At 55.2% G+C, this 26,155-nt stretch carries 25 protein-coding genes and 2 pseudogenes; 12 read left to right on the top strand and 15 right to left on the bottom strand.

The window, feature by feature from the left end; all coding sequences use genetic code 11:
* Positions 1 to 137 precede the first annotated feature (137 nt).
* Positions 138 to 551: a rhodanese-like domain-containing protein gene (locus A4308_RS15575; protein WP_014883814.1), complete on the bottom strand. Its 414-nt coding sequence runs from the start codon at positions 549 to 551 to the stop codon at positions 138 to 140.
* A gap of 73 nt (positions 552 to 624) precedes the next feature.
* On the opposite strand from A4308_RS15575, the gene ftrA reads away from it, so the two are divergent.
* Complete coding sequence (gene ftrA, locus A4308_RS15570) at positions 625 to 1,632, top strand: transcriptional regulator FtrA (RefSeq protein WP_045282098.1); 1,008 nt, start codon at positions 625 to 627, stop codon at positions 1,630 to 1,632.
* 228 nt (positions 1,633 to 1,860) lie between these two features.
* Here the strand turns inward: ftrA and A4308_RS15565 are convergent, their stop codons facing one another.
* Positions 1,861 to 2,223 carry a hypothetical protein gene (locus tag A4308_RS15565; protein ID WP_014883812.1) on the bottom strand — a complete coding sequence of 121 codons (363 nt, stop codon included), beginning with the start codon at positions 2,221 to 2,223 and terminating at the stop codon, positions 1,861 to 1,863.
* Between the two features lie 243 nt (positions 2,224 to 2,466).
* Between A4308_RS15565 and A4308_RS15560 the strand changes: the two genes are divergently transcribed.
* Positions 2,467 to 2,697: a DUF2554 family protein gene (locus A4308_RS15560; RefSeq protein WP_014883811.1), complete on the top strand. Its 231-nt coding sequence runs from the start codon at positions 2,467 to 2,469 to the stop codon at positions 2,695 to 2,697.
* Here the strand turns inward: A4308_RS15560 and A4308_RS15555 are convergent, their stop codons facing one another.
* Positions 2,698 to 4,662: a peptidase U32 family protein gene (locus tag A4308_RS15555; RefSeq protein ID WP_045282097.1), complete on the bottom strand. Its 1,965-nt coding sequence runs from the start codon at positions 4,660 to 4,662 to the stop codon at positions 2,698 to 2,700.
* An 80-nt stretch (positions 4,663 to 4,742) separates the two neighbouring features.
* A complete protein-coding gene (locus A4308_RS15550) occupies positions 4,743 to 5,270 on the bottom strand; it encodes a helix-turn-helix domain-containing protein (protein WP_014883809.1) in 528 nt (175 codons plus the stop codon).
* Positions 5,271 to 5,362: 92 nt separating this feature from the next.
* Here A4308_RS15550 and A4308_RS15545 point away from each other — a divergent pair, with 92 nt between their 5' ends.
* The gene (locus A4308_RS15545; RefSeq protein ID WP_045134040.1) at positions 5,363 to 6,619 is read left to right on the top strand and encodes a benzoate/H(+) symporter BenE family transporter; all 1,257 of its coding nucleotides are present in this window, start codon (positions 5,363 to 5,365) and stop codon (positions 6,617 to 6,619) included.
* On the opposite strand, the gene A4308_RS15540 is transcribed toward A4308_RS15545, so the two are convergent.
* Positions 6,509 to 7,381 carry a helix-turn-helix transcriptional regulator gene (locus A4308_RS15540; protein ID WP_014883807.1) on the bottom strand — a complete coding sequence of 291 codons (873 nt, stop codon included), beginning with the start codon at positions 7,379 to 7,381 and terminating at the stop codon, positions 6,509 to 6,511. The genes A4308_RS15545 and A4308_RS15540 overlap by 111 nt on opposite strands.
* A 174-nt stretch (positions 7,382 to 7,555) precedes the next feature.
* On the opposite strand from A4308_RS15540, the gene A4308_RS15535 reads away from it, so the two are divergent.
* On the top strand, positions 7,556 to 8,452 hold the full coding sequence (locus tag A4308_RS15535) for a DMT family transporter (RefSeq protein ID WP_045282095.1): 897 nt from the start codon (positions 7,556 to 7,558) through the stop codon (positions 8,450 to 8,452).
* 34 nt (positions 8,453 to 8,486) lie between these two features.
* On the opposite strand, the gene A4308_RS15530 is transcribed toward A4308_RS15535, so the two are convergent.
* Entirely contained in the window at positions 8,487 to 9,161 is a 675-nt protein-coding gene (locus A4308_RS15530) for a DUF3313 domain-containing protein (RefSeq protein ID WP_045282094.1), read from the bottom strand.
* Positions 9,162 to 9,296: 135 nt separating this feature from the next.
* Positions 9,297 to 10,892 carry an ABC transporter substrate-binding protein gene (locus tag A4308_RS15525; RefSeq protein ID WP_045282093.1) on the bottom strand — a complete coding sequence of 532 codons (1,596 nt, stop codon included), beginning with the start codon at positions 10,890 to 10,892 and terminating at the stop codon, positions 9,297 to 9,299.
* 112 nt (positions 10,893 to 11,004) lie between these two features.
* On the opposite strand from A4308_RS15525, the gene pepT reads away from it, so the two are divergent.
* Entirely contained in the window at positions 11,005 to 12,234 is a 1,230-nt protein-coding gene (pepT, locus tag A4308_RS15520; protein WP_045282092.1) for a peptidase T, read from the top strand.
* Here pepT and tehB read toward each other — a convergent pair.
* Entirely contained in the window at positions 12,231 to 12,824 is a 594-nt protein-coding gene (tehB, locus tag A4308_RS15515; RefSeq protein ID WP_014883802.1) for a tellurite resistance methyltransferase TehB, read from the bottom strand. The two genes, pepT and tehB, sit on opposite strands and share 4 nt — an antisense overlap.
* Positions 12,824 to 13,825, bottom strand: a complete 1,002-nt coding sequence (gene tehA, locus A4308_RS15510) for a dicarboxylate transporter/tellurite-resistance protein TehA (RefSeq protein WP_045282091.1) — start codon at positions 13,823 to 13,825, stop codon at positions 12,824 to 12,826. The genes tehB and tehA overlap by 1 nt, the downstream gene beginning before the upstream one ends.
* Positions 13,826 to 13,947: 122 nt before the next feature.
* Between tehA and ydcK the strand changes: the two are divergent.
* Positions 13,948 to 14,927 (top strand): annotated as a pseudogene (ydcK, locus tag A4308_RS15505) (YdcK family protein).
* On the opposite strand, the gene rimL reads toward ydcK, so the two are convergent.
* The 4 genes from rimL to A4308_RS15485 form a co-directional block, all read right to left on the bottom strand.
* Positions 14,922 to 15,461 (bottom strand): 50S ribosomal protein L7/L12-serine acetyltransferase, encoded by a 540-nt coding sequence (gene rimL / locus A4308_RS15500; protein ID WP_045282089.1) that lies wholly within the window; start codon positions 15,459 to 15,461, stop codon positions 14,922 to 14,924. The pseudogene ydcK and the gene rimL sit on opposite strands and share 6 nt — an antisense overlap.
* A 105-nt stretch (positions 15,462 to 15,566) precedes the next feature.
* On the bottom strand, positions 15,567 to 17,222 hold the full coding sequence (locus tag A4308_RS15495; RefSeq protein ID WP_023330390.1) for a glucan biosynthesis protein D: 1,656 nt from the start codon (positions 17,220 to 17,222) through the stop codon (positions 15,567 to 15,569).
* A gap of 242 nt (positions 17,223 to 17,464) precedes the next feature.
* Positions 17,465 to 18,238 carry a transporter substrate-binding domain-containing protein gene (locus tag A4308_RS15490; protein ID WP_023330389.1) on the bottom strand — a complete coding sequence of 258 codons (774 nt, stop codon included), beginning with the start codon at positions 18,236 to 18,238 and terminating at the stop codon, positions 17,465 to 17,467.
* 10 nt (positions 18,239 to 18,248) lie between these two features.
* The gene (locus A4308_RS15485; protein WP_032636572.1) at positions 18,249 to 19,418 is read right to left on the bottom strand and encodes a pyridoxal phosphate-dependent aminotransferase; all 1,170 of its coding nucleotides are present in this window, start codon (positions 19,416 to 19,418) and stop codon (positions 18,249 to 18,251) included.
* Positions 19,419 to 19,532: 114 nt separating this feature from the next.
* Here A4308_RS15485 and A4308_RS15480 point away from each other — a divergent pair, with 114 nt between their 5' ends.
* Complete coding sequence (locus tag A4308_RS15480) at positions 19,533 to 20,375, top strand: LysR family transcriptional regulator (RefSeq protein ID WP_014883795.1); 843 nt, start codon at positions 19,533 to 19,535, stop codon at positions 20,373 to 20,375.
* On the opposite strand, the gene A4308_RS15475 is transcribed toward A4308_RS15480, so the two are convergent.
* Together A4308_RS15475 and hglS are read right to left on the bottom strand one after the other, a co-directional pair.
* Positions 20,362 to 21,867: a carboxylesterase/lipase family protein gene (locus A4308_RS15475; protein WP_014883794.1), complete on the bottom strand. Its 1,506-nt coding sequence runs from the start codon at positions 21,865 to 21,867 to the stop codon at positions 20,362 to 20,364. The genes A4308_RS15480 and A4308_RS15475 overlap by 14 nt on opposite strands.
* Positions 21,868 to 21,910: 43 nt before the next feature.
* A complete protein-coding gene (gene hglS, locus A4308_RS15470) occupies positions 21,911 to 23,254 on the bottom strand; it encodes a 2-oxoadipate dioxygenase/decarboxylase HglS (protein WP_045282088.1) in 1,344 nt (447 codons plus the stop codon).
* A gap of 428 nt (positions 23,255 to 23,682) precedes the next feature.
* Between hglS and A4308_RS15465 the strand changes: the two genes are divergently transcribed.
* From A4308_RS15465 to A4308_RS15445, 5 genes and pseudogenes are all read left to right on the top strand, one after another.
* Positions 23,683 to 23,868: a general stress protein gene (locus A4308_RS15465; RefSeq protein ID WP_014883792.1), complete on the top strand. Its 186-nt coding sequence runs from the start codon at positions 23,683 to 23,685 to the stop codon at positions 23,866 to 23,868.
* A gap of 94 nt (positions 23,869 to 23,962) precedes the next feature.
* Positions 23,963 to 24,457 carry a YciE/YciF ferroxidase family protein gene (locus tag A4308_RS15460; protein WP_008502272.1) on the top strand — a complete coding sequence of 165 codons (495 nt, stop codon included), beginning with the start codon at positions 23,963 to 23,965 and terminating at the stop codon, positions 24,455 to 24,457.
* Positions 24,458 to 24,480: 23 nt separating this feature from the next.
* Positions 24,481 to 24,684: a hypothetical protein gene (locus tag A4308_RS15455; protein WP_023335667.1), complete on the top strand. Its 204-nt coding sequence runs from the start codon at positions 24,481 to 24,483 to the stop codon at positions 24,682 to 24,684.
* Between the two features lie 24 nt (positions 24,685 to 24,708).
* A complete protein-coding gene (locus A4308_RS15450) occupies positions 24,709 to 25,215 on the top strand; it encodes a ferritin-like domain-containing protein (protein WP_014883791.1) in 507 nt (168 codons plus the stop codon).
* A gap of 15 nt (positions 25,216 to 25,230) precedes the next feature.
* Positions 25,231 to 26,102, top strand: a pseudogene (locus A4308_RS15445) (manganese catalase family protein).
* The last annotated feature ends 53 nt before the right edge of the window (positions 26,103 to 26,155 follow it).

Raw genomic sequence — 26,155 nt, 5'->3', positions numbered from 1 at the left:
CGGTAATAATTGCCGGCAGTGATAATTCATTATTTGAATCTTTAGACTTCTGGATGTCTAAATGTCCAAAAAAGATGTCATACCTCACCGGCTCCGGCAAACGAGAAAATTTCACGGGTGTTGAAAAAAATTCATCTTCACAGGGCGGAAACGGATCCCTGACTGGCAAACGCGTAGCGTTCATCTTCCCAGCCGGTGATCCCGCCCAGCATGATTTTGACCGGCAACCCGAGTCGCGCCAGCTTCAGCGCAGCCCTGTCCGCGCCGTTACAGTGCGGCCCCGCGCAGTAAACGACAAACAGCGTGCCGTCCGGCCACCGGGCCATGCGTTCAGCAGTAATCTGGCTCCACGGCATGTGCAGTGCGCCGGGGACATGACGTCGGGCAAATTGTTCCGCACTCCCTACCACATGCAGCAGCACAAAGTCCTGCTCATGACTGGCGATGGCATGATGCACATCGGCACAGTCGGTTTCGACACTCAGGCGACGCAGAAAATGGGTAACGGCTTCCTGCGGCTCGGCAGCCGGAAATTCAGTAACATAGCTCATGATCCTTCCTCATCTTTGGCGTTTGTGTTAACACTACTCTATCCACAAATTCAGCCCATGAATGCGCTTGCTTATGCCAGAAAACAGCAAAAAGATGACAAACTTAAGACAAGTTTCCCGCCCTCAGGTGGTGGTGCTGGCGTATGACGGCCTCTGTACCTTTGAGTTTGGCGTGGCGGTAGAAATATTCGGCCTACCACGTCCTGAGCTGGGCGACGCCTGGTATCGCTTTGCTGTGGCAGGTGTGGATAGCGGAGAAATGCGGGCGACGGGCGGGATCCGCATGGTGACTGATGGTGATTTGAGCCTGCTTGAGTCTGCGGATCTGATCGTGGTTCCCGGCTGGCGGGGGCTGGACGCGCCGGTTCCCAGGGCCCTGTGCGACGCATTGCGCCAGGCCAGCGCTCGTGGATGCCAGCTGCTGTCCATCTGTTCGGGTGTGTTTGTGCTGGCCGCAACGGGACTGTTGAACGGGCGCAAAGCCACAACCCACTGGCGCTACATTGAGGCGCTTAAAGCCCGCTACCCTGACATCGACGTGGTTGAAGACGTACTCTATCAGGACGAGGGGGATATTCTGACTTCTGCTGGTAGCGCGGCGGGCATCGATCTCTGTCTGCACGTCGTCCGCCGGGATTATGGCATGGAAACCGCCAACAGCGTGGCGCGTCGGCTGGTTATTCCTCCCCACCGGGATGGTTCGCAGCCGCAACAGCTGAGCCGCCCGGTGGCACAGCTACGGGAGAGCCAGCGTCTGGGACAGCTGTTTGATTTCCTGCACAACCATCTCGTTGAACCGCACAGCGTCGACTCGCTGGCGCGTCGGGTGGGCATGAGCCAGCGTACCTTCCTTCGTCGCTTCGAGGCGGCAACGGGAACGACACCGTCGCGCTGGCTGATCAATGAGCGTCTGTTGAGAGCAAAAGATTACCTGGAAAGCAGTCGGTTGAGCATCGACAGCATCGCTGAACAGACCGGTTTTGGACAGGCGGCGACGTTGCGCCACCACTTTCGTCAGCAATTTGCCCTTTCGCCGGCCCAGTACCGCAAGCAATTTTCGCGTCCAGGTCCTGCCCGCTGAGGGATCCCCACAACATAATACCGACACAGACGCCCCTCTCCCTGAGGGAGAGTGCTGGGATGAGGGGCACATACGCGAAATGGCAAAAAAAAACCGCCATTATCTGGCGGTAAATGCTTGCATGGATAGATTTGTATTTTGGTCTCTACGTCCCCGACGCTCCATGGTCGGGCTGCGGATCCCTTACAAACTAACACTGATTAACTTAACGAAAGCTAAACAGCTCTATTAACTCGCCTTCGTGTTGATTTGCAAATAACGCATCAGACCCTGTTCGGCGCTCTGTTTTGCTTCATCATTAATCGCTTCGAGATAAAACGAACGCGAAACACCATAGGGGGCTTTTTCAGAAGGATACACCGCAAACTGGAATACTTTTCCTCTTGCCTGATGCAGGCAATCTAATTCCCAGCGTTGATCGTCTACTTTTTTGCTATTGCAGGCTACACGCCCGTAATCGCTGGTTAAATATGAACCAACACGAGTTTCTGCGGACTGAATATATTCTGGTTCGTCATTCCCGATATAGCGAACCCCTGCCGTAGCACCCACGGCAGCCACGAGGAGCGCAAACGCGATTATTTTTTTCATTTATTAAGACTCATTCCTTAGCCAGAGAATCCCTATTATATAGGATTATCCCTAATTCAAACGCCTGTTTATGGTCCAGAAGTGGTAGTTGACAGTGCTTTAGGCGCATTTAGGATATTTCTTAAAAACAATTCTGAGCCAACACTATTTGACATTTTCTTTGCCGTACTTTGAATTATTGAATAATAACACTAAGAAATAATCGCCATGATTATCCCCGCAACGTCACTCAGCGGTGAAACCATGATTAAAAAAGGGTTATCTCTCGTCATGCTTATTTGTGCGCTGTTTTCAGGGCAGCTTATGGCCGGGCACAAAGGGCATGAATATGTATGGGTAAAGAATGTGGGGCATCAGCTGCGGCACGAGGCCGACAGCGATGAATTACGCAGCGCAGCGGAAGAGTCAGCGGAGGGTTTGCGCGAACACCACCTGTGGCAGAAATCGCGCAAACCGGAGACGCACGTAAGGTAGTTAGCTCCCCTTACGTTTTGGCAGGGTTTTCATCAGATCGTCAGGACTGACGGAAGCGACAATGCTGCCCGGCTGCGGCATTTTGAAAATATGGTTTTTCATCTTGCCAATAACATGCATTTCGCAGGGACGGCAGTCAAACTTCAGGGTAAGGACTTCATCACCGTTGACCAGCTGCATGGGCGTCGCTTTCCAGCTCTTAATATTGCCTTTTGCCTGTTTCGGGCACAGATTGAAGGCGAAGCGGAGACAGTGCTTGGTGATCATCACCGGCACGTCGCCCTTCTCTTCATGCGCTTCATAGGCCGCGTCGATCAGCTGCACACCGTGGCGATGATAGAATTCACGCGCCTTATGGTTGTAGACGTTCGCCAGGAAAGATAAATGCGTATCCGGGTATACCGGGGCCGGAACAACTTCCGCTTTACGGCTACCGCGTGGATACTGGGCCAGACGCGCTTCATCCAGCAGCTCTGCCGTTTCACGGCGGAACTGGTTAAGCAGGCTGTTCGGCACAAACAGCGCGTCCGGCAGGTTAACCTCGATAGCGCGCGCGTAGTAAATCGTCTGCCCCAGCTTCGCCACGCCATCCTTCAGGCTGTTAAGCGCTTTTTCCGCGTTGTTTGCCACCTCGAACAGGCCATCCAGCGTATGCGTCACGCTGATACCGTCGTCACAGGTCATGGTCAGAATCAGCTGTTCTTCCCAGCCGCCAAGCTCGATATCCACCGCGATACGACGCTCGCTGGAGGTTTTCAGCAGCGCCTGCTGCCAGTTATGATCGAGGTTACGGTTAAGTGGCGCGTTCGGACGCGCCTTGTAGAGATCGGCAGGAATTTCATTCGGCCATACGCGATAGCGATTTTCACCGGTTTTTTCGACCGTATTAGCCCTGAAGCCCACCACTTCACGCTTAATCATCACGTTCAGGCCATCGCCATTCGCCAGCGGCTCCGTCACTTCAACATCAAGATGATCTTTCGCCACCTTCAGCACTTCACCGACCGGTAAACCGATGAACTTCGGTGAGTCGAACGCGCCGATATCGCCTTTACGGGCGTTCACGAAATAGTCCGTGCTGCCGCGGTGGAAGGTTTTGTCCGTCGACGGAATAAAGAAATGCTCGGTACGACCTGCCGACGCGCGCGCCAGATCGCCGCGGTCTGCGATGATGGCGTCCAGCATCTGACGGTAGTGCGCGGTGATGTTCTTCACGTAGCTCATGTCTTTATAACGCCCTTCAATCTTGAAGGAACGGACGCCCGCATCAATCAACGCGCCCAGGTTGGCGGTCTGATCGTTATCCTTCATGGAGAGGAGGTGTTTTTCGAACGCCACTACGCGGCCCTGATCGTCTTTCAGGGTATACGGCAGACGGCAGGCCTGCGAACAGTCGCCACGGTTGGCGCTACGGCCCGTCTGGGCGTGGGAAATGTTGCACTGACCGGAATAGGCCACGCACAGCGCGCCGTGGATAAAGAACTCGATCGTCGCGTCTGTCGCCTGGTGGATATCACGGATCTGATTCAGGTTCAGCTCACGGGCCAGAACGATCTGCGAAAAGCCGACGTCGGAGAGGAACTTCGCCTTCTCCACCGTGCGGATATCACACTGGGTACTGGCGTGCAGTTCAATCGGCGGAATATCCAGCTCCAGAACCCCCATGTCCTGAACAATCAGGGCATCGACGCCGGTCTGATAGAGATCGGCGATCAGTCGTTGCGCAGGCTCCAGCTCATCATCATGAAGAATGGTGTTCAGGGTCACGAACACTTTCGCCCCGAAACGGTGGGCGAACGGCACCAGGTCGGCAATATCGCGCAGGCTGTTGCTGGCGTTATGGCGGGCACCAAAGCCAGGGCCGCCAATGTAGACGGCGTCCGCGCCGTGAAGTATCGCTTCGCGGGCAATGGCGGCGTCACGGGCCGGGCTTAAAAGTTCAAGATGATGGGATTGCAGGCGCATACTTCGTCGTTATCCGTTATGGTCAAAATGGCGGCTATTGTAGTCAGAAGTCTACGACAGCGAAACAGTTTTGCGTAGCCTCAGCGGGGATAATGGATCAGAGAGTGAAAATGCACCGGCCGGTCGCTGCTGTTGCGGTAGGCATGCGGTTTATCACCGGCAAAACGGACGCCCGAGTCGGCATAAACCGTCTGCCATTCGCCGTCGATTTTCATCTCCAGCTCTCCGCTAATGACCACCACATGTTCAATCACGCCCGCCTCATGGGGCGTGGATTCGCTCAGGGCACCCGCCGCCAGCGTAATAGAGAAATGATCGAACCTCAGGGTCTCATCCCACGGAAAGAGCGGTTTGACGACCATCGCCTGCTGCTGGGGATCAAACACAGCCTGCCTGTCTGCCTCTGGCGTGATGAACGCGGAAAACGGAACGTTCAGCCCGGTGGCGATTTTCCACAGGGTCGATACCGTCGGGCTGGATTCATTGCGCTCAATTTGGCCGAGCATCGCTTTCGACACGCCGGCCTCGTCCGCCAGCTTTGACAGGCTCCAGCCACGTGCCTGACGCAGTGTTTTCAGTGTTGCTGCAAGATGTTGTGTGATGTCCATGTTCCCTCCTGGTGCCGATGATCATACCACTTGTACGCTATAACGCACAGTGCTACCGTAATACGGACGTTATAACGCACAACGGAGTTGCCATGCGCCCTTCCTCTCATCTTATTCCAGTCACACTGGCTGGATTTGTCGCCGTCCTGGTGGGTTATGCCAGTTCGGCCGCCATTATCTGGCAAGCCGCCGCCGCGGCAGGTGCCAGCGCGCAGCAAATCGCGGGCTGGATGACCGCGCTGGGGATTGGGATGGGGGTCAGCACGCTGGCGCTCTCCTGGTGGTTTAAAGCGCCGGTACTGACGGCCTGGTCAACCCCCGGGGCCGCCTTGCTCGCCACCAGCCTGCAAGGGGTGACGCTGTCTGAAACTATCGGTGTGTTTATCTTCGCTAACGCGCTTATTTTACTCTGCGGTATTACGGGGCTTTTCGCTCGTCTGATGACGCTGATCCCCCATTCGCTCGCGGCCGCCATGCTGGCAGGCGTGCTTCTGCAGTTTGGCTTGCACGCGTTTGCACATCTTGACGGCCACTTTCTGCTGTGCGGCAGCATGATTGCCGCGTGGCTGCTGGCAAAAGCGCTGGCGCCGCGCTATGCCATCGTGGTTACGCTGCTGGCAGGTGGTCTCGTGGCATGGATAAGTGGTGACGTTGCCACCGATAAAGTCAGCCTCTCCGTTGTGATGCCTGAGTTTATTGCCCCCGACTTTACTTTTACCAGCCTGGTGAGTATCGGTTTGCCCTTCTTCCTGGTGACCATGGCCTCGCAGAATGCGCCGGGCTTCGCCACGATGAAAGCTTCCGGCTACTCGCTGGCGGTCTCACCGCTCATCATCGTTACCGGTGGCCTGGCGCTGCTGCTTTCCCCCTTTGGCGTCTTCTCCATATGCATCGCGGCCATTACCGCCGCCATCTGTCAAAGCGCTGATGCCCACCCGGATACGACTAAACGCTGGCTGGCGGCCATTGCAGCCGGTGGGTTTTATCTGCTGGCTGGAGTTTTCGGCGGGTCTATTACCGGGATCATAGCTGCACTGCCGCTGAGCTGGATCCAGACCCTGGCGGGGCTGGCGTTGCTTGGAACCCTCAGCGGGAGTTTATTTCAGGCCCTGAATCATGAAGCCGAACGTGACGCAGCCATCGTCACGTTTCTGATGACCGCGAGCGGCGTCACCCTTCTGGGCATCGGTTCGGCATTCTGGGGGCTGGTGCTGGGCGGGATATGCTATGCCCTGTTTTCACGCGCTCGCCGCGCGCAGCTGGGACGGCGTCATACCCATCACGCTGCGGAAACGGTTACTGAAGTGGCTGGCGGAGTTAAATCCGCAGGCCAGCGCGATGTCCGTTAGTGGCATTGCGCTATGCTGCACCAGGTTTTTTGCTTTTTCCATGCGTCGCTGCATCACGTACTGATGCGGTGCCAGCCCCGTCGACTGGCGGAACATGCGGGCAAAATGGTATTCGCTGAGGGCTGCCTGCGCCGCCAGCTCGGCCAGGGTTAACGGCTGGCCAAGATGCTCTTCTATGAAGGCCAGCACGTTGCGAAGAACGAAAGGCGATAACCCGCCGGTGACGACCGGCAGCTTCCACTGAACGTTGGAGTAGTTTTGCAGCAGATGGGTCATCAGCAACGTGGAAGCTGTACTCAGGGTGAGCTGATTGGCCTGCTGCTGCCAGTCGCAGCCAAGTAAAAACTGGCGATACAGCGCGGTGATCTTCGGGTCACTGCCAAAAATGCGTTCGTCCAGCGTCAGCGACAGCGGCCGCTTGTCCCAGATTTTTTCCCCCACGTCGCGCAGGTGTTCATCGGTGCAGTAGAGATGGACAAACGACAGGTCATCACGGATATCCCACGTCGATTCACTCTCTTTCGGCATCAGGCAGAAACGGTCCGGTCCCCCGCCGTTCTTCCAGCCGCCCGGCGTTTTTTGATAGCTCTCATAACCGTCGGCCACGTACAGGCTCAGGGTGTGATGATTGCTTTTAACCGTTATCGTATCGTGCTTGTTGTACCACGCCGCCAGTTGAATACCCGAGTTCAGCGAGACCGTCTCCCGCAGGACGGCATTCTGCTGACTAAGCGTTTCAAAGGTATCGTAAGCGTGAGACATAACCGTTAGCGCGTGAGTGATCGAACTGTCAGTCTAAGAATTGTTGTTCCCCGTTGCCAGTCCCCCGGAGAGAAAAAAGCGCAAGATTTTGCAAGTCTGCCGCAAGCCGGTGAAAGCCCACGGCGCATTTCAGCGCCATACTGCGGGCTTTCGTGGTTTGAGAAGAGAAATGATATGAACGCATTATTATACGGACTGGTCGTGGTCATCTGGGGAACCACCTGGATTGCCATTTTCCTGCAGCAAGGTCCCGTGGCGGCCCCGGTGTCGATTTTCTGGCGTTTCGCCGTGGCCAGCGCCACGATGATGGTGGTGTTACTTGCCCTGCGTCGACTGCGTAAGCTGGCGCTACGGGATCACCTTTTTTGCATGCTTCAGGGATGCTGCGTTTTCTGCTTTAACTTCTGGTGCTTTTATACAGCGGCCGCGCATATCAATACCGGGCTGGAATCCGTCATCTTCTCCATGGCGGTGCTCTATAACGCCATTAATAGCTTTATTTTCTTTGGGCAGCGCCCGCCCGCGCGTTTCTGGACGGCGGCGGCATTGGGTCTGGTCGGGATTATTACCCTTTTCTGGGACGATCTGCTTGCCAGCGGCTGGAGCGTATCGCTTCTGACGGGCATTGGGCTTTCTGCGCTCGGAACCTATGGTTTCTCGCTGGGCAACATGATCAGCATGCGCCATCAGCGCAGAGGCCTGGAAACCATGACCACCAACGCCTGGGCGATGCTTTACGGTACGCTGGTGATGGGCTGCATTGCCCTCTTCAGAGGGGACAGCTTTACCCCGGAATGGACGGTGAGCTACATCGGCGCACTGCTCTATCTGGCTCTGTTTGGTTCGGTGATTGCTTTCGGCGCTTACTTCACGCTGGTCGGGCGTATTGGCCCCGGGAAAGCGGCGTACAGCACGCTACTCTTCCCGCTGGTAGCGCTCTCCATCTCAACGGTGTATGAGGGCTACGTCTGGCATCTCAACGGTATCGTCGGTTTACTGCTGATTCTGGGCGGGAATATGGTGATGTTCACTAAACCCGAAAACTGGTTCAGGCGTTTACGGACGGCGTAAAAAAACGGCCTGCAATCTGCAGGCCGTGCATGATTTATTTTGCTGTTTTATGCACATCAAACATGGTGGCATCTGTCGCCATATCATCCACAACCTGCTTCAGCGTCGCAAAGGTCATTGGCGTACTTTCGTTGCTCAGCTCTTTACCTTCGCCCTTACGAACCACCTTCATCACCGGTTTGTTGGTGGCTGCGTCGATCAGCTCACCTTCAAAGTAGAGATGGGTATCCATGGTGCGATGGCCGGTTGCCATCTGCGTCCCCGCCACCACCAGCGCGACAGGCACCACTTCGTAGAACTGCAGGCCTTCTTTCTGCGAACTCACCCCTGTAATGGCACCCCGGAAAATCAGGCTATGTTTACCTGGTGTCGCCACTATAGGCTTACGAGTACCAATAGCCGTTTTCATTTTGGTATTGGTGTAGTTCAACAGCTCATCAAGGGTTTTCTGCCCAATCTGAGTGGTCGGTTTAGGCGTAGGGTAATAGGTAATCGGCGTCCAGATAATACTGTCGTAATTCGCTTCGTTATAATTAGGATCGACCCAGCGCAGCGTCGGTTTGCCCGTCGCAGATGTCGTCTGTTGCAAGCCGGAGTAATCTTTTAAAAAGCCTGAATATTGTTCGGGGGCGGCGACTTTTGAAGAACAGCCTGCCAGGGCCAATAAACCAGTAAGCACTGCAACTTTAAAAAAAGTTTGAGTACGCATGATAGTTTTCCATGTTATCTGCAAGTATGCATTTGAAGTTATAGCAAAAGTCAGGCGGGTTTGTTGTGACAAAAAATGATGTAAGTAGCACAAATTGCAAAAAGAAGGCCCGGCTTCATACCGGGCAGCGAAAAATTACGGATTGATATCCACCTGCCAGAAGATATGTTTGCCAAACGGATCGATTTCGTAGCCTTTCACCTCCTTGCGCACCGGCTCGAAAATCGTTGAGTGGGCAATCATGACCGCCGGCATCTGGTCATGCATCATCTGCTGGGCCTCTTGATACAGCGCCACACGTTTATCGTGATCGGTTATCGATTTTGCTTCGGCGATGAGGTTATCAAACGGTTTATAGCACCATTTCGCCGAATTGGAGCCGCCATTTGCCGACGTACAGGTAAACAGCGGACCAAAGAAGTTGTCAGGATCGCCCGTTGCGGTCGTCCAGCCCATCAGCGCAGCCTGATGCTCCCCGCCCTTCACCCGCTTGAGGTATTCTCCCCATTCGTAAGTGACAATGTGGGTTTGTACGCCGATTTTCGCCCAGTCAGCCTGAATCATCTCGGCCATACGTTTCGCATTCGGGTTATAGGGCCGCTGCACCGGCATCGCCCACAGGTCAATGCTCACGCCGTTAGCAAGACCCGCCTCTTTCAGCAACGCTTTTGCTTTTTCAGGATCGTACGCGTAATCCTTTAGCTCGCTGTTGGCGCTCCAGACGCCGGGCGGCAACAGATTTTTCGCGACGGTTCCGGTGCCGTGGAACACCGCGTCGATAATGGCGGGCTTATTGATGGCCATCGCCAGCGCCCGGCGGACGTTCACATTATCCAGCGGCGGTTTTTGCGTATTAAACGCCAGGAAACCGGTATTCAACCCGGCTTTGCTCATCAGGTTAATATTTTTATTGGCTTTCATGCGCGGCAGGTCCGCCGGGTTCGGGAACGGCATTACCTGACACTCGTTCTTTTCAATTTTGGCAGAACGTACGGAGGCATCCGGCGTGATGGTAAACACCAGCCGGTCCAGCTTTGATTTGCCCTGCCAGTAGTCGGCAAACGCCGTGAACAGGATGCGGGAATCTTTTTGATACTGCGCCAGCTTAAACGGCCCGGTGCCGATCGGCTCCATATCCACCTTCTCCGGCGTGCCTGCTTTCAGCATCGCATCGGCATACTCGGCAGAGAGAATCGAGGCAAAATACCAGGCCAGATCGGCGACAAACGGCGCTTCCGGGTGTGCCAGGGTAAAGCGCACGGTGTGGTCATCGACTTTATCAATGGCGGTTATCAGGCTGCCAAACTCCAGGCTTTCAAAGTTGGAGTAGCTGCCGTTAGAGACGTTGTGATAAGGATGATTGACGTCTTTCTGGCGCATAAACGAGAAGATCACGTCATCGGCGTTAAAATCCCGGGTCGGCGTGAAGGATTTGTTGCTCTGAAATTTCACGCCCTGGCGCAGATGGAAGGTGTAAACCTTACCGTCATCGCTCACCTCCCAGCGCTCTGCCAGGCTCGGCACCAGTTCAGTGGTGCCGGGTTTGAAATCGACCAGCCGGTTATAGACCGGTACGGCGCTGGCATCCACGCTGGTGCCTGATGTATATAACTGAGGATTAAAGTTTTCCGGTGACCCTTCGGAGCAATACACCAGCGTTTTCGCGGCAACGGAGGAACTGACCGTAAGCGCAGCAAGTGCCAGCGTTAATGTTGTGCGTTTGCTTGTCATCATTTATTCCTGTCTTTTTAATTCGACGGCTAATTAATTCTTTTGCCATTTCATAAATAACATTAAAGTGATGTGGCAAACACCCGAAAAAATAAATAAGGGAGAAAACACTATGGGCACGCCGCTTTCCAGACAATTAACACATCGCTTTTTCCGTTATCTCGCCATCACCAGTCAGAGCGATCCCAGCGTCAAAACCTTACCCTCAACACCGGGGCAGCACGAGATGGCACGAGAGCTGGCGCAGGAGCTGGCACAGCTGGGTTTAGATGACATTGTGATCGACGAATTCGCCACGGTAACGGCGGTTAAAAAAGGTAATGTACCCGGCGCACCGCGCATTGGATTTATTACTCACATTGATACCGTGGACGTGGGATTATCACCGGATATTCATCCACAAATATTAACGTTTACCGGTGAAGATCTCTGTCTGAATAAAGAGAAAAGGATCTGGCTACGGGTAAGTGAGCATCCGGAAATTCTGTCTTACCCGAATGAAGAGATTATTTTCAGCGACGGTACCAGCGTATTAGGCGCAGATAATAAAGCAGCGGTGACCGTGGTCATGACCGTGCTGGAAAACCTGACCTCTGAGCATAAACATGGCGACATTGTGGTCGCGTTTGTACCCGACGAAGAGACTGGCCTTAAGGGGGCAAAAGCGCTGGATCTGAAACGCTTCGACGTCGACTTTGCCTGGACCATTGACTGCTGCGAGCTGGGGGAGATTGTCTATGAGAATTTTAATGCGGCAGCCGCTGAGATCCGCTTTACCGGCGTAACGGCGCACCCGATGTCTGCTAAAGGGGTGCTGGTAAACCCGTTATTAATGGCGACCGACTTTATCAACCAGTTTGACCGCCAGCAAACGCCAGAGTGCACGGAGGGCCGTGAAGGCTACATCTGGTTTAACGGCATTCAGGCCGGGCAGAACGAGGCCGTTCTGAAGGCCAATATCCGGGACTTTGACAAGGACAACTTTGCTTCCCGCAAGCAGCAGATTGCTGATGTCGCCGCACGGATCGCCGCCCGGTATCCGACGGCAAAAGTGGACTATCGCATTGAAGATACTTACAGCAATATCAGCAATGCGATTGGCGAAGACAGGCGTGCCATCGATCTGATGTTTGCGGCGATGGAATCACTGGGTATCACCCCAAAACCGACGCCGATGCGCGGCGGTACAGACGGCGCAGCGCTCTCGGCAAAAGGGTTGCTCACCCCGAACTTCTTCACCGGCGCGCATAACTTCCATTCGAAGTTTGAATTCTTGCCGCTGTCGTCGTTCGAGGCGTCTTACCACACTGCCCTGCAACTCTGCCTGCTGGCCGCGCGTTAAGCAGGCTTGCGCGCCAGCATCGTAGCAAAGCGCAGCTTGATGCGGTTGCCGTGTTCATCGGTGCGGTGCAGTTCGCCAACCTCTTCGTTGTATTTGAGCAACTCCCAGCCTTCATAGTAGTTGCTCAGTTCACCGCTTTTAAACGCAAACGGGAAGCCGACGGTGCACGGATAATCCGCCGTGTCCATCGCAGCAACGATCAGGTTATAACCGCCAGGTTTGGTGCAACGCTGCATATTGGCGATAAGACCCGGAATGGTTTTTGCCTCCAGGAACATCAGCACCACGGTAGACAGAATAAAGTCATACTCGCCGTCAATGCTCAGGTTGTTGAGATCCTTGATGGCCGAGTGAAGATTCTCAATGCCTTCTGCCGCTTTGATGCGCTCGATATTATCGATGCTCATCGGATTTTTATCCCAGGCAGTGACCTCGTACCCGTTGGCCGCCAGATAAAGGCTGTTACGGCCATTGCCACAGCCCAGATCCAGGGTTTTACCCGGTTTCACGATCCCCGCGCTGTACACCACCTCTGAGTGTGTACGGGTTAAACCATATTTCTCTGTGAAGTAATTTTCATCGACGGACATTATTTTTCCTCAGATTGCATAAGCAGTGCTTTTTCAGTGCGCAGCAGAAGTTTGCCCTGAAGCAGCAGAATAAAAGTACGGACCAACAGGATCCCAATGATGACGTTGGTGAAGATAAAAAGCGGTACGGCAATCACGTGGAAAAAGCCCGACGGGCTGCTGTGCCCCAGATGTAGCCCGGTGGTTGCCAGTGCGGATATACCAAAGGAGAAACTCCAGAAAGAAGCATTAAACGGCTGGGATACGTACCAGGGCAACAGACGCAGCATAAACAGCAGTTGCAACAGGCCATAACCGAACAACATTTTGGCAAAGGTGTCGGCTTCACCGCCGTTAACGCTAAACCAGGCGCTACAGGCCACCAGCGCGGGCGCAAGCTGAATCCCCAAAGAGGTGCGCTGCGCGGTCGGAAGTTCTCCGGCACTGCGAAGGCGCTGAAGAATAACCGGCTCCAGGCTGAGCCAGGAGAAGACACCCGCCCCCAGGAACACTAAACCAGCGTCGTTAAACCCCAGGGCGCCGCACGCCATGGCGCTAATAAAATTATTCGCCACGGTTGGCAGATATAAACCCGGCGTCGTGGCTTCTTGCGGATGGTTGCCGCGCCAGAGTCCCGCGCTTTGCCAGGCGGAATAAGACAGCTGTGTCACCACCCCCACGCCAAAAAGCACGACTGAAATCGGGCGGCACCAGGGCACAAAACCGATGGCGACCAGCATCGTCGTCGCCGGAAAAAGACTGACAAAGCTACTCATCACCGGATGCCTCATCTCTGCCAGCACGCTGCGCGGGAAACGGATCGCGCGGATGATAAAGGCCACCGTCAGCAAAAACCAGCACGTAACGGCAAGGGCCACCAGCGCATCACCCGGCCACCGTGTCACCGGCCAGAGCGTGCTGGCGTATCGCCAGGCGAAACCCATGCCAATGATGCCAAGCACCATGCCAAAATACCCAGCGGGCAAGTTAAGCACTTTCTGTGGGGGATTGAGTTTATCCATTAATTTTAATTTTTAAAATGTATTTTAAATGCCATTTTAAGGGGTTTCCGCAACGGATGCCAGCACAACGAAAAACCAAAAGTTTGCTACGTTTAGTGAAGACGCTTATCAGGGATCACACGATGAAAAAGTATCGGCTCAGCGATGAAACCCGCCTCTGGCAATGGAAAAACGGCGAAACAACCCACACGACAACCTTACGGCAGATCATCGCCACGGCAGATTTTAACGATGTCACGGCCGGTACGAAAGGTGGCTGGATTGATGACGCGCGCGCCCTGTCACAGAATGGGGATTGCTGGATCTATGACGAGAACAGCGTGGTGTTCGCCGGTGCTACCGTGTCGGATCACGCGCGCCTGACCCTGCCCTGTACCGTCAGCCATGACGCCCGCATCAGCGGTCACTGCTGGCTGGACAGCGCCGAAGTCAGTCACGGCGCGCGGATAAGTGACAACGTCACCATTCAGCACTCCTGCGTGCGGGGCGAGTGCCACATCTTCGGCGACGCGCGCATCCTGCATAACAGCGTCATCATCGCCGCCAAAGGACTGACGCCGGACCACGACCAGATCCTGCAAATCTATGACAAAGCGACGGTAAGCCGGTCGCGCGTTGTGCATCAGGCACAGATCTACGGCGAAGCGATGGTGAACAATGCGTTTATTGAACACCGCGCTGAGGTATTCGACAGTGCGATCCTCGAAGGGAACGATCTCAATAACGTCTGGGTGTGCGACTGCGCAAAGGTATACGGTAACGCCCGTCTGATAGCCGGTTTCGACGACGACGCCATCCCCACCGTGCGCTACAGTTCGCAGGTGGCGGAAAATGCCGTCGTGGAAGGCAACTGCGTCATTAAGCACCACGTTCTGATCGGCGGTCAGGCATGGCTGCGCGGGGGCCGATCATGCTTGACGATAAAGTGGTGATTCAGGGACGCGCCCGGATCAGCGGCGATGTGTTGATCGAGCATCGGGTTGAAATCACCGACGATGCAGTCATTGAAGCCTTTTCGGGTGAGAGCATTCACCTGCGTGGCGAAAAGGTGATTAACGGCGACCAGCGCATCACCCGCACACCGCTGCTGGGGGCGCTATAGGGTAAAAATCTTCCCGTAGATGTTCACATCTTCAAAGCGGCCATTCAGGTATTCCGCTTCCCGCAGGCACCCTTCCAGCGTAAAACCGTTGCGCCGGGCAACGTTGTTGCTGCTCTGATTCGCCACCCGGCACTTAATCACAAAACGGCGGATCTCGCCGCGCTCAGCGTAATAGCGCATAAACGCCTGCAATGACTGAGAGAGGATCCCCTTCCCCTGATGCGCCTCGTCCAGCCAGTAACCGATATAACCCGCTTTGTTGGCAGGCTCTATCGAATTAAACGACAGCACGCCGACCAGCGCATCATCCCGGAAGATCAAAAACATTTTGGCGTAGCCGCGCTGGTGCAGCATCTGGTTACTTAGCACATTACGGCGGGTATCCTCTTCCGCGCCCACGTGCTGCGCCCAGTCAAAGGCGGTTTGCAGCCAGGTTTTGTTTTTGACGACGAGGTGATGGAGATCGGCGGTATAGCGCTCTTCGACGGCGCGAAGCTCGATATTCTGGGTAACTGGGATAATTTCTGCAGACATGGTGCCCCTCAATTGCCGGGTGGCGGCTGCGCCTTACCCGGCCTACTCTGGACGCATTTGTAGGCCGGGTAAGCGTTAGCGCCACCCGGCACAATCCCACAAGGATTAACGCATTATCCGGTCATCAACGTAGTGACGTTTATCCGGCGCTGGCGGGAAATACTGATACAGCCAGGTTTCACTGATGGCATCCCCCTGACAGCGCAGGAACAGGCGCATATCTACCGGCTCGGTCGAATCCGAGGTTGGGTACCAGTCAAACAGAATGCGATAACCGTCAAACGGTTCTACGTACAGGATCTCAACCTGCTTCGCCTCACCGCTGGAGAGAGTAATCACCGGCTCGATGCCTTTTGGCGCAGCGGCCTTCAGGTCGCCACCGACAAAGTCGATAGCAAAGCGGCGCGCCCACACTTTCGGGTAATTTTCACCTGGCGCCCAGCCTTCCGGGAAACCGCCCATGCCGGTGCGGGTGGCGAAAACATTAGCCAGCGGGGAACGCACCGGCGGCATTGCGCTCCAGTACAGGCGATATTTAAAGTCCAGCTCGTCGCCCGCTTTAACCGTTTTCTCCGGCTGCCAGAAGCAGACCACGTTATCCAGCGTTTCACCGGTGGTCGGGATCTCCATCAGGCCAACCGAGCCTTTACCCCAGTCGTTGCGCGGTTCAACCCACAGGCTTGGACGCTTGTTATACCAGCCCATCACGTCCTGATAGTGCGAGAAATCACGATCCAGCTGCAGCAGGCCGAACCCTTTCGGGTTTTTGTCCATATAGGCGTTGAACTGCAGCTTCTGCGGGTTGTTCAGCGGACGGCAGATCCACTCTCCGTTGCCGCGCCACATCGCCAGACGGTCTGAGTCATGGATTTGCGGGTGGATGGTGTCGCACATGCGTCGTTCGTTATTGCCGCAGCTGAACATACTGGTCATCGGCGCGATGCCGAGCTGTTTAATGTCTTTACGCGCATAGAGGTGGTTTTCCACCTCCATGATCACCTGGCTCTTCTCGCAGTGGATCACGAACTTATAGGCACCGGTAATGCTCGGGCTGTCCAGCAGCGTATAGACGGTAAACGTGGTGTCACCTGGCTTAACGGTTTCAAACCAGAAGGAGGTGAAGTCCGGGAACTCTTCCGGCGTGTCAGTAAAGGTGTCTACCGCCAGACCGCGCGCGGAAAGGCCGTACTGGTAGGTATCGTCAACCGCACGGAAATAGCTTGCGCCGAGGAAAGAGACGATATCGCGACGCGCCAGTTCCGGCGCCTTAAAGGCGCGGAAGCCTGCAAAGCCAAGATCGCTTTGCCCTTCCAGCTGTTTGGTATCCACACCGGTTTCACCGTAGCTGAACAACTCTGGTCGGAAGTGGATCTCACGCGCCATAGAGGTCGACTGGTCCAGCGAGAACATCCGCACGCGGCGGCGGAACCCCATTCCCATATGGAAGAACTGCACGTCCAGCTGACGCCCTTCAATGTTGTTCCACAGAGACTGCTTCTCATCGTAACGGATGGCGTTGTACGCCTGCGGCGTCATGGTCGCCAGCGTGTCCGGCAGCGGACGTGGCGCACCACCCCACGGGGTTTTCGCCAGGTCATGCGCCATGGATTGCAGTACGGAGAAGTCAAAACGACGGCTCTGACCGTCAGCGATGTCAGAGTCAGCAGCGTATGCCGCTTTGGAAAACAGGGAAGCAAGGCCAGAGGTGCCGCTCAGGGCTGCCACTGCCAGCGAGCCTTTTAGAAAACGTCTGCGATTCATGCCTGGAAAAACGTCCTTATGGTCGTGTGAATGTGTTTCGCGCTCGGCGAAATGACGGCAAGAAAGAACGCACAGCCTAAACAAAAATGGTTAAGAATCCAATTGTTGCCCGGTGATTATATGAACAAAGTGAGAAATATTTTCTGTCGACCAGAACGGCCCGAAAGTGGTGTAAAGAAAGCCTGGAAAATGTGTAGAAAAATGCCCCGGTGCGACATCAGTCACCGGGGCTAATGAGGCGGTTATTTTACGCTGACATCGATACCCGGAAAGTACTTATCAGCGAGTTTAGCGATCGTGCCGTCGGCACGCACTTTATCAATCGCGGCATCAAGCTGCTTTTTGGTGGCCTCGTCACCTTTACGCAACCCAAAACCGATCCCACTCCCGAGGATAGTGTCGTCAGACACCGGTTTGCCGATGAAGCCAAACCCTTTCCCCTGCGGCTTGCTGAGGAAACCTGCCTGCCCGGCCGCGGACATCACCAGCGAGGCGTCGATACGGCCATTAAGCAGGTCGCCCCAGGCCATATTCTGATCTTTATAAGACACCACGGTGACACCCTGCTTTTCCCAGTGCTCTTTCGCATAGGTTTCCTGAATTGAGCCCTGCAGCACGCCAATGGTTTTCCCCTTGAGCCCTTCTGGGGTCGCTTCTACCGCCGTACCGGCCTTGCCGACCAGCTGCGACGGAATGCGGTAAATCGGCTGGGTAAAATCAATGCTCTTGCGGCGCTGCTCGGTGATATTCATCGCCGAATTAATGGCGTCGAATTTCTTCGCCACCAGGCCCGGGATCAGCGCGTCAAACGAGGTTTCCACCCAGCTGCACTTCAGCGCTGCCGCTTTGCAAATGGCATTCCCCAGCTCAACGTCAAACCCTTCCAGTTCGCCTGAGGCATTACGGCTTTCAAACGGCGGATATTCCGCTTCCAGACCATAACGCAGCTCGGTCGCCGCGAAGGACGAAAAGGTACACAGCAATCCCATGCCGACGACTAACGCGCGTAATTTCATCTTATACTCCTCAGCGTGATTTAACCCGACACAGGGCCTGGGCACCTGCCCGTAACGTCGCCTCATCTTTCGCAAAAGAGAGACGAATCAATTTATTATCCGTACCGTCCGCATAAAACGCCGACAGCGGAATGGTGGCAACGCCGTACTCCACGATCAGCCGTTTCACCAGCTCGCTGTCGCGCTCATCGCTGAACGCGCTGTAATCCGCCAGCATGAAGAACGACCCGGCGCTCGGTAGCAGGGTAAACGGCGAATCGGCCAGCAGACCGTGCAGCAGATCGCGCTTACGCTGGTAAAACGCCGACAGCGAGAGCCAGGTTTGCGGATCGACCATATGCTCCGCAAAGGCGTACTGCATTGGCGTATCGGCAGAGAACATTAAAAATTGATGGACTTTACAAATCTCATCCATCAGTACCGCCGGGGCGACACAATACCCTACGCGCCAGCCGGTGACGTGATAGGTTTTTCCGAAAGATGAAATAATCACGCTGCGCTCCGCCAGCTGCGGGTGCGTGGCCATTCCATGATGCGGTTCACCGTCAAAAACCACGTGTTCGTACACTTCGTCAGACAAAATAATGATGTCGGTCTGGCGCGTCAGCGCCGCCAGCTGTTGCAGGTCATTGGCACAGAAGACCTGACCGCTCGGGTTGTGCGGCGTGTTAATGATGATCATGCGCGTGCGCGGGGTGATCGCGGCACGCACCTCATCCCAGTTGACGGCAAAATCCGGCACCGTGAGTTTGATAGCAATCGGGGTAGCCCCCTGCAGACGGACAATCGGCGCGTAGCTGTCAAAGGACGGTTCAAAGTAGATCACCTCATCACCGGGGTGCACGAGACCGCTTATCGCTGAATAGAGCCCTTCGCTGGCGCTGGCGGTCACCAGCACCTCGCTGGCAGGGTCATACTGCGTGCCGTAGAGCGTGGCAATTTTATCGGCAATGCGTTCTTTCAGCGGCTGCAGGCCGGTCATCGCCGCGTACTGGTTATGCCCTGACGCCATCGCTCGGGTGACGCCTGCAATCAGTTTCGGGTCACAGGAAAAATTCGGTGCGCCCTGAGAAAGGTTAATGGCGTTATGCTGTGCCGAAAGCTGGCCGATAACGGTAAAAATGGTGGTCCCCACATCTGGCAGTTTGGAGCGCGTTTGTACCGGCGTTCGTAAAGTCATCCTCTTTACCTTCTCATGGACATTGCATAACTATTCAAACAACAAGTGCGTTGCCGGGACAATCGAATTGTTGTCATAATAGCCATGAGAAAAATGCATAGCTGAGGTGTTTCAATGTCTCGCCGTTCGCTCCCCCTTAACGCCATCGACGCATTTTTAGTCACCGCGCGTCATCTGAATCTTACCCATGCCGCCGCAGAGCTGTGTCTGACCCAGGGGGCCGTGAGCCGTAAGATCGCCTCCCTTGAGGCGTGGTTTGGCTTTCCGCTGTTTGAGCGCCACGCCCGCGGGCTGCGCCTCTCACCGCAGGGCAGCGCCCTGCTTCCGGAGCTGCAATCCACTTTCGAACAGCTGCTGACCGTGGCCGACCAGGCCCGTAGCCAGCATACCGTGATCCGGCTTAAGGCCCCCACCTGCGCCATGCGCTGGCTGGTACCGCGCCTGCTGGAGGTGGAGCACGCGCATCCGGATCTGCAGATCGCGCTGACGACCACCACCGATCATAACGTCAATTTCAAAACCGAATCTTACGACGCGGCCATTGTGTTTGGCACGCATATGAGCGCAGGCGATCTGCTGTTCGAAGAGGCGCTCACGCCGGTCATCAGCCCGGTGCGGGCAGGTACAACGCTGGGTTCACTGACGTTCCTTCACCCAACGCGGGATAAGACCGACTGGTCACTGTGGCTGGCGAAGCAGGAAGGCCCCGGGTTTGTTATGCACAAAAATCAACACTTCGATACGATGGATCTCGCCATTACCGCCGCCATTCAGGGGCTGGGCGTCGCCATTGCCGACGAAACGCTGGTGGCAGAAGATGTGGGTGCCGGAAGGCTGATGCGGCCCTATGAGACAAGCGTAAAAACCGGCGCGAGCTACCGGCTGGTGCTGCGCGAAACGCCTGACGAAGAAAATGGTCTGGCGGCGTTTCGCGCCTGTTTACTTAATCGAGGCTGACGTGGTGCTTCATCACCCGTTTAAAGAGGCTCATGCGCGCGCGCATAAAGCGGTTTTCAAGCCTGAAACCTGCATGTTTATTCACACCGATACGTAGCAGCACGTCCCGTCCTTTGCGGCACGCGGGCCAGTGCGTCGGCCCCGACAGGCTATCATGCGTTCCGGCATCGCGCGCAAAGCTTACCCAGTAATCGGCTACCCTGGCAGCAAACTGTAAATCCCGTTCGTTGACATACTGACGTGAAGGCTCCACCTGGCCGAGGGTATCGAACACGTAGGGCACTTCATTGCCATGCCACGCGCCGTTGATATAGGTGGCATGCTCCGCTTCAGCGACATAGTCAAACCAGTAACGCCAGCAAAGCCCGCCGACACGCTGCTGCGCCTGCATCACGACATAGCCCATGGTGGTAAACGCCATATCGCGACACACCTGTCTGCCCAGCTCTTCGTCGCCTTTCACACCCGGATAAAGCAGCTTGATGAGCCCCAGCCCAAAACGGCGCTCCCGGCGAAGTTTCTGGATTTGCCCGGCGAGATCGATGCCAAACACCGCCATGACGCTGGCTTCATCGCTGTTAGAACCTATCATCACCGGCACAGGGTGCTGGCGGGCAGCGAAAAAAACATCCAGCATGGCCTCCGGCAGGACGCAATCCCCGACGATCGGCGCCGGGGCGATGTTGAGTGGCGCGGTCAGCGGCCAGAATGACTCAGGCGGGATCGCGCGCAGCTGCTCTGCCGTCGCGTTTTCCAGTCCAAAATGGGCGGCCAGTGCTTCCCCTTTTTGCAGTGCCAGCTGGCGCGGCGTGTCGGGCAAGGTATATCCACTCTGGACTATCGCCTTATGGAACAGCCCTTCCGCCAGCGGCGAGGCCAGCAACGACAGCACGCTGCGGGCGCCAGCGGACTCACCAAACAGGGTCACGTTATGCGGATCGCCCCCAAACGCGGTGATATTCTCCCGCACCCATTCAAGCGCGGCAATCTGATCAAGCAGAGCAAAATTATGCACTACCCGCTCTTCTTCCCCCTCCAGCGCGGGATGGGCGAAAAAGCCGAGATGGCCGAGACGGTAGTTAATCGTGACCACAACCACGCCGCGCGCGGCCAGCGATTTGCCGTGATACGGTGGCAAGCCACCGGCACCAATCGTAAACCCGCCCCCGTGCAGCCAGACCATCACCGGAAGCGATCCCGGGCGGTCGACGGGGGACCAGACATTCAGATAGAGACAGTCTTCAGAGAACTGGCCGGGATCGCCCCCGCCCAGCTCCTGACAATATTCGCTGCTTTGCCAGCTTGAGGCCGAAAATGCAGTGGCATCGCGAACGCCATCCCAGCGTTCTGGTGGACGCGGTGAGCGCCAGCGCCAGTCACCCACTGGCGGTGCAGCATAGGGAATACCGCACCAGCGGTGGACATTTTCATCGGTTAAACCAGTCAGTGCGCCCTGGCGCGTTTCAACCACAGGGGCGGAAGGATTTTGCATAACGACCTTATTTTTTCCATCACACCCCTGCAGAGTAACGGTTTCAGAGCAAACCGCAACGCTGTTTGCTGCGCGTTTCAGCCTCCTCATAGAGGGAGAATTCGTCATACACCGGGCAGCCGAGCGCGGCTTCAAACGCGTCGCGGCTGGCATTACCGTGACTGCGCGCCTGAGTTTCATTCCCGAGATTGGACTGGAAAATCCCGGCGGCGCTGACCGGAAGAAAATCTTCGTAGGTAATCGGCTGGGCAACGACCCACCCGCGCTCAATCAGCGGCTGCGGATCGTCGCCGGGACGGAACGCATGACGATGGGCTTCCCCGGCGGGCGTCAGACGGTAGCGGAAATAAGCCAGTTCCTGGCGGCGCATTAACAGCTCGCTGTCCGGGAAGGCACTGAAAATCTCACGCAAATGAAGCTGATGCGTCAGGTTATCTTTGCCGGTACCGGCCTTAGCCAGCAGGCTATCGTACAGTTCACGGCCTTTCGGCGTCAGCGCCACGCCGCGCTGTTCTATTTCACCGAAGCGGGCGGTGTGGGTGCCCTTATGTTCACCGGCAAACAGCACCGGCTCTTCAAGCGCCTTGAAGCTGGTTTGACGCAATAAAACGGGCACGTCACGACGCGGCGGCCCTTCGATCAGAATTTTGGGCTCAATACCATACTTCGGCATCAGCTCCTGCACCCGGTCAATATCCAGCGTGCGCGGCGTGAGGTGGTTAATATGGCACCCCGGGAAGCAGACCACATCCGCAATCAGGCGATGTTCGTTATGCAGTGCCAGATAAGTTTCCTGATCGACCGTCGCATGACGGTGCCAGCGGAAGGTTTCCAGCGCTTCCTGAACAAACTCACGCGCCTGGGCGTCAGTAAACTGCCCTTCTGATTCCCAGAGATCGAGAAGTGCCAGACAGCGCGGGGTAAAAATGTTCCGCTGAGCAAGGATCTCCGCCGCGCGCTCGCGTAGCGGGACGTTTTCAATCAGCTCAAGGCGCAGCAGTGAGGTAAAGATACGAAACGGATTCCGGCACAGCGCCGCATCATCTACCGGGCGAAACGCCGTTGAGTGAACCGGCACCCCCGCCTGAGAGAGATCGTAATAGCTGACCGGATACATGCCCATGATGGCAAACATACGACGCAGGGTGGAAAGCTCTTGCGCCGTGCCGACGCGGATCGCGCCGTGGCGCTCCACGTTCAGACGGGCAAGCTCATCGGCGTTCGCCAGTTGTTCATGTAATAGTGGGTTATTTTCCAGAACCGCCAGGTTTACGTCCGCGACCAGTTCGAGCAACGTGCCGTACTGCGGAACTTCCTGCTGGTACATCGCCGACATAGCCTGCGAAAAATGTTCCCGAATATCATCAGCCGTGATGGTGTTCGCCATGATGTCATGCCTCCAGTGAATATTACCTGGAGTGTAGAGAAACCCGTTCCTTCCGGGGGGAAGAATTTCTGATTTGTGATCTTAAGACGACAGTGGTCAAACCGTGTGCTACCGTCGCCTGCACAGCCCTTCCTGACGACAAATTAATCGCATTCGGTGCGCCATTATTATTTACCCTCAGCTTTCAAATTTTTAGTGGAAACTTAGGACTAATCCCACCCTTCGTTTACAAGTCCTTCCCACTCCTTCATATTTTTTCAGGTAAGCGAAGCGTAAAGCCGTCATTATTTCAAAATAACGATACCGCAAATAGCAAAGCGCATTTGACGAATAGCGCACAGCGACTAGAGTTATTACTCGAACGACGAGTGATACGGAATATATTCGTATCGTACTGACATAACCAATATATGAATATGAGGTTTAATATGGCAGAGCATCGTGGTGGTTCCGGTAATTTCGCGCAAGACCGTGAAAAAGCATCAGAAGCTGGTCGTAAAGGTGGCCAGCACAGCGGTGGTAATTTTAAAAACGATCCGCAACGCGCATCTGAAGCGGGTAAGAAAGGGGGACAGAACAGTCACGGCGGAGGCCGTAAATCTGATAACTCCTGATCTTATTTAGTACTCTTTTAATAAAACCAGAGAGCATGCTGCGGGCTGAAAAGCTCGCAGTACCCTTTCTTTATTTTACCGGAGCGTAATAATTATGAATATGAAAAGTGTAGAGGATGTATTTATTCATCTTCTGTCGGATACCTACAGCGCAGAAAAGCAGCTTACCCGAGCGTTAAGCAAACTTGCCCGCGCCGCCTCCAGCGAGAAGCTGAGCGCCGCCTTTACCGCACACCTTGAAGAGACGCAAGGTCAGATCGAACGTATCGACCAGATCGTGGAACAGGAAGACGGCATCAAGCTCAAGCGCATGAAATGCGTCGCAATGGAAGGCTTAATTGAAGAAGCTAATGAAGTCATCGAAAGCACGGAAAAAAATGAAGTCCGTGATGCCGCATTAATTGCCGCTGCGCAAAAAGTGGAGCATTACGAAATAGCCAGCTACGGTACCCTTGCCACCCTGGCAGAGCAGCTTGGCTATAAAAAAGCCGTTAAGCTTCTTGCAGAAACACTGGAAGAAGAAAAAGAGACCGACCTTAAACTCACCGATCTGGCCGTAGGAAATATTAACCAAAAAGCGCAAAAATGACGCTATAACACAGGTTAAATAAAATGAGCATCAGTCCCAGGACAATTAAACGGTGCCATTTAACGGCAGCTATAATATGGTTCATTCTCGCTATCCCTTCCGTAATATGGTGGAAGAGCAGCGTACTATGGGTCATTATCATCAGCATCTACGCTAATATTGTCGGCCATTTGTCTGGTTACAGTGCCGCGCGTGCCGATCAGGCTGCTGAAAGTGAGACCAAATAAGCGAACCCTAATGAGGATACAATGATGAATCACGTAGAACACTACCATGACTGGCTACGCGATGCCCATGCGATGGAAAAGCAAGCCGAATCTATGCTGGAATCCATGGCCAGCCGTATTGATAATTATCCTGATGTTCGCGCCAGAATTGAGCAGCATATTAATGAGACAAAACGGCAAATTACCTTGCTGGAAGAAATCCTCGACCGGAATGATATTTCTCGTTCAGTTTTAAAAGACTCGATGAGCAAAATGGCGGCGCTGGGGCAGTCCATCGGCGGCATGTTCCCGTCTGATGAGATCGTTAAGGGGTCGATCAGCGGCTATGTTTTCGAACAGTTTGAAATCGCCTGCTATACCTCCCTGCTCGCGGCGGCGAAAAAAGCGGGCGATACCGCCTCGATACCCGCTATTGAAACGATCCTCGCCGAAGAGCGCGAAATGGCCGACTGGTTGATTCGTCATATTCCGCAGACCACGGAACAGTTCCTGCTGCGTTCAGACGCATCGGGCGTCGAAGCAAAAAAATAATCAGGGAGAATCGCCATGTTCCGACACGTTAAACAGCTGCAATACACGGTTCGCGTTGCTGAACCGAACCCAGGCCTCGCCAATCTTTTACTGGAACAGTTCGGTGGGCCGCAGGGCGAACTGGCTGCCGCCTGCCGGTACTTTACGCAAGGATTGAGCGATGACGATCCGGGCCGTAAAGATATGCTGATGGATATCGCGACCGAGGAGTTAAGCCACCTCGAAATCATCGGTACCCTGGTGGGCATGCTGAATAAAGGCGCGAAAGGCGCGCTGGCGGAAGGGGTGGAAAACGAGGCCGAGCTGTATCGGTCCATGACCGAAAACGGCAATGACAGCCATATTACCTCCCTGCTCTACGGTGGTGGCACCCCGCTCACTAACTCTGCGGGCGTGCCCTGGACGGCGGCCTACGTGGACACCATCGGCGAGCCAACGGCGGACCTGCGCTCAAACGTGGCAGCAGAGGCAAGAGCGAAAATCATCTATGAACGTCTGATCAACGTGACCGACGATCCCGGCGTAAAGGATGCCCTGGCGTTTCTGATGACGCGCGAGGCGGCGCATCAGCTCTCCTTTGAGAAGGCGCTGCAGTCTATCCGTAATAATTTCCCGCCGGGAAAATTGCCGCCAATCGAGGAATTCACCAACAAGTACTACAATATGTCTGAAGGTGGAGAGGTTCGCGGAAGCTGGAACAGCGATAAACATTTCGATTACGTTGAGTCCCCCAGCCTGCGGTTGACGGCGGCGATGGCAGCGCAAGCGTCACGCTCACAACCGAACAGGCAACCCTGGTCAAGGCGATGTCTGCCCGTACGAAGTCCGATCCACATTCCGACCCGCTGACCGGTGCCGAGCTGGGTGCCGGTAAGACTAAACCGTAATCGGTTTTGCCGGGCAGCCATAAACTGCCCGGCAATTCTCGTGCCCCATCGTT

The sequence above is a fragment of the Enterobacter sp. ODB01 genome, from assembly GCF_001623605.1.
GTDB classification, from domain to species: Bacteria; Pseudomonadota; Gammaproteobacteria; order Enterobacterales; family Enterobacteriaceae; genus Enterobacter; species Enterobacter kobei.
The sequence above is the reverse complement of the archived record's forward strand: the minus strand, read 5'-3'. Positions and strand labels throughout refer to the sequence as shown.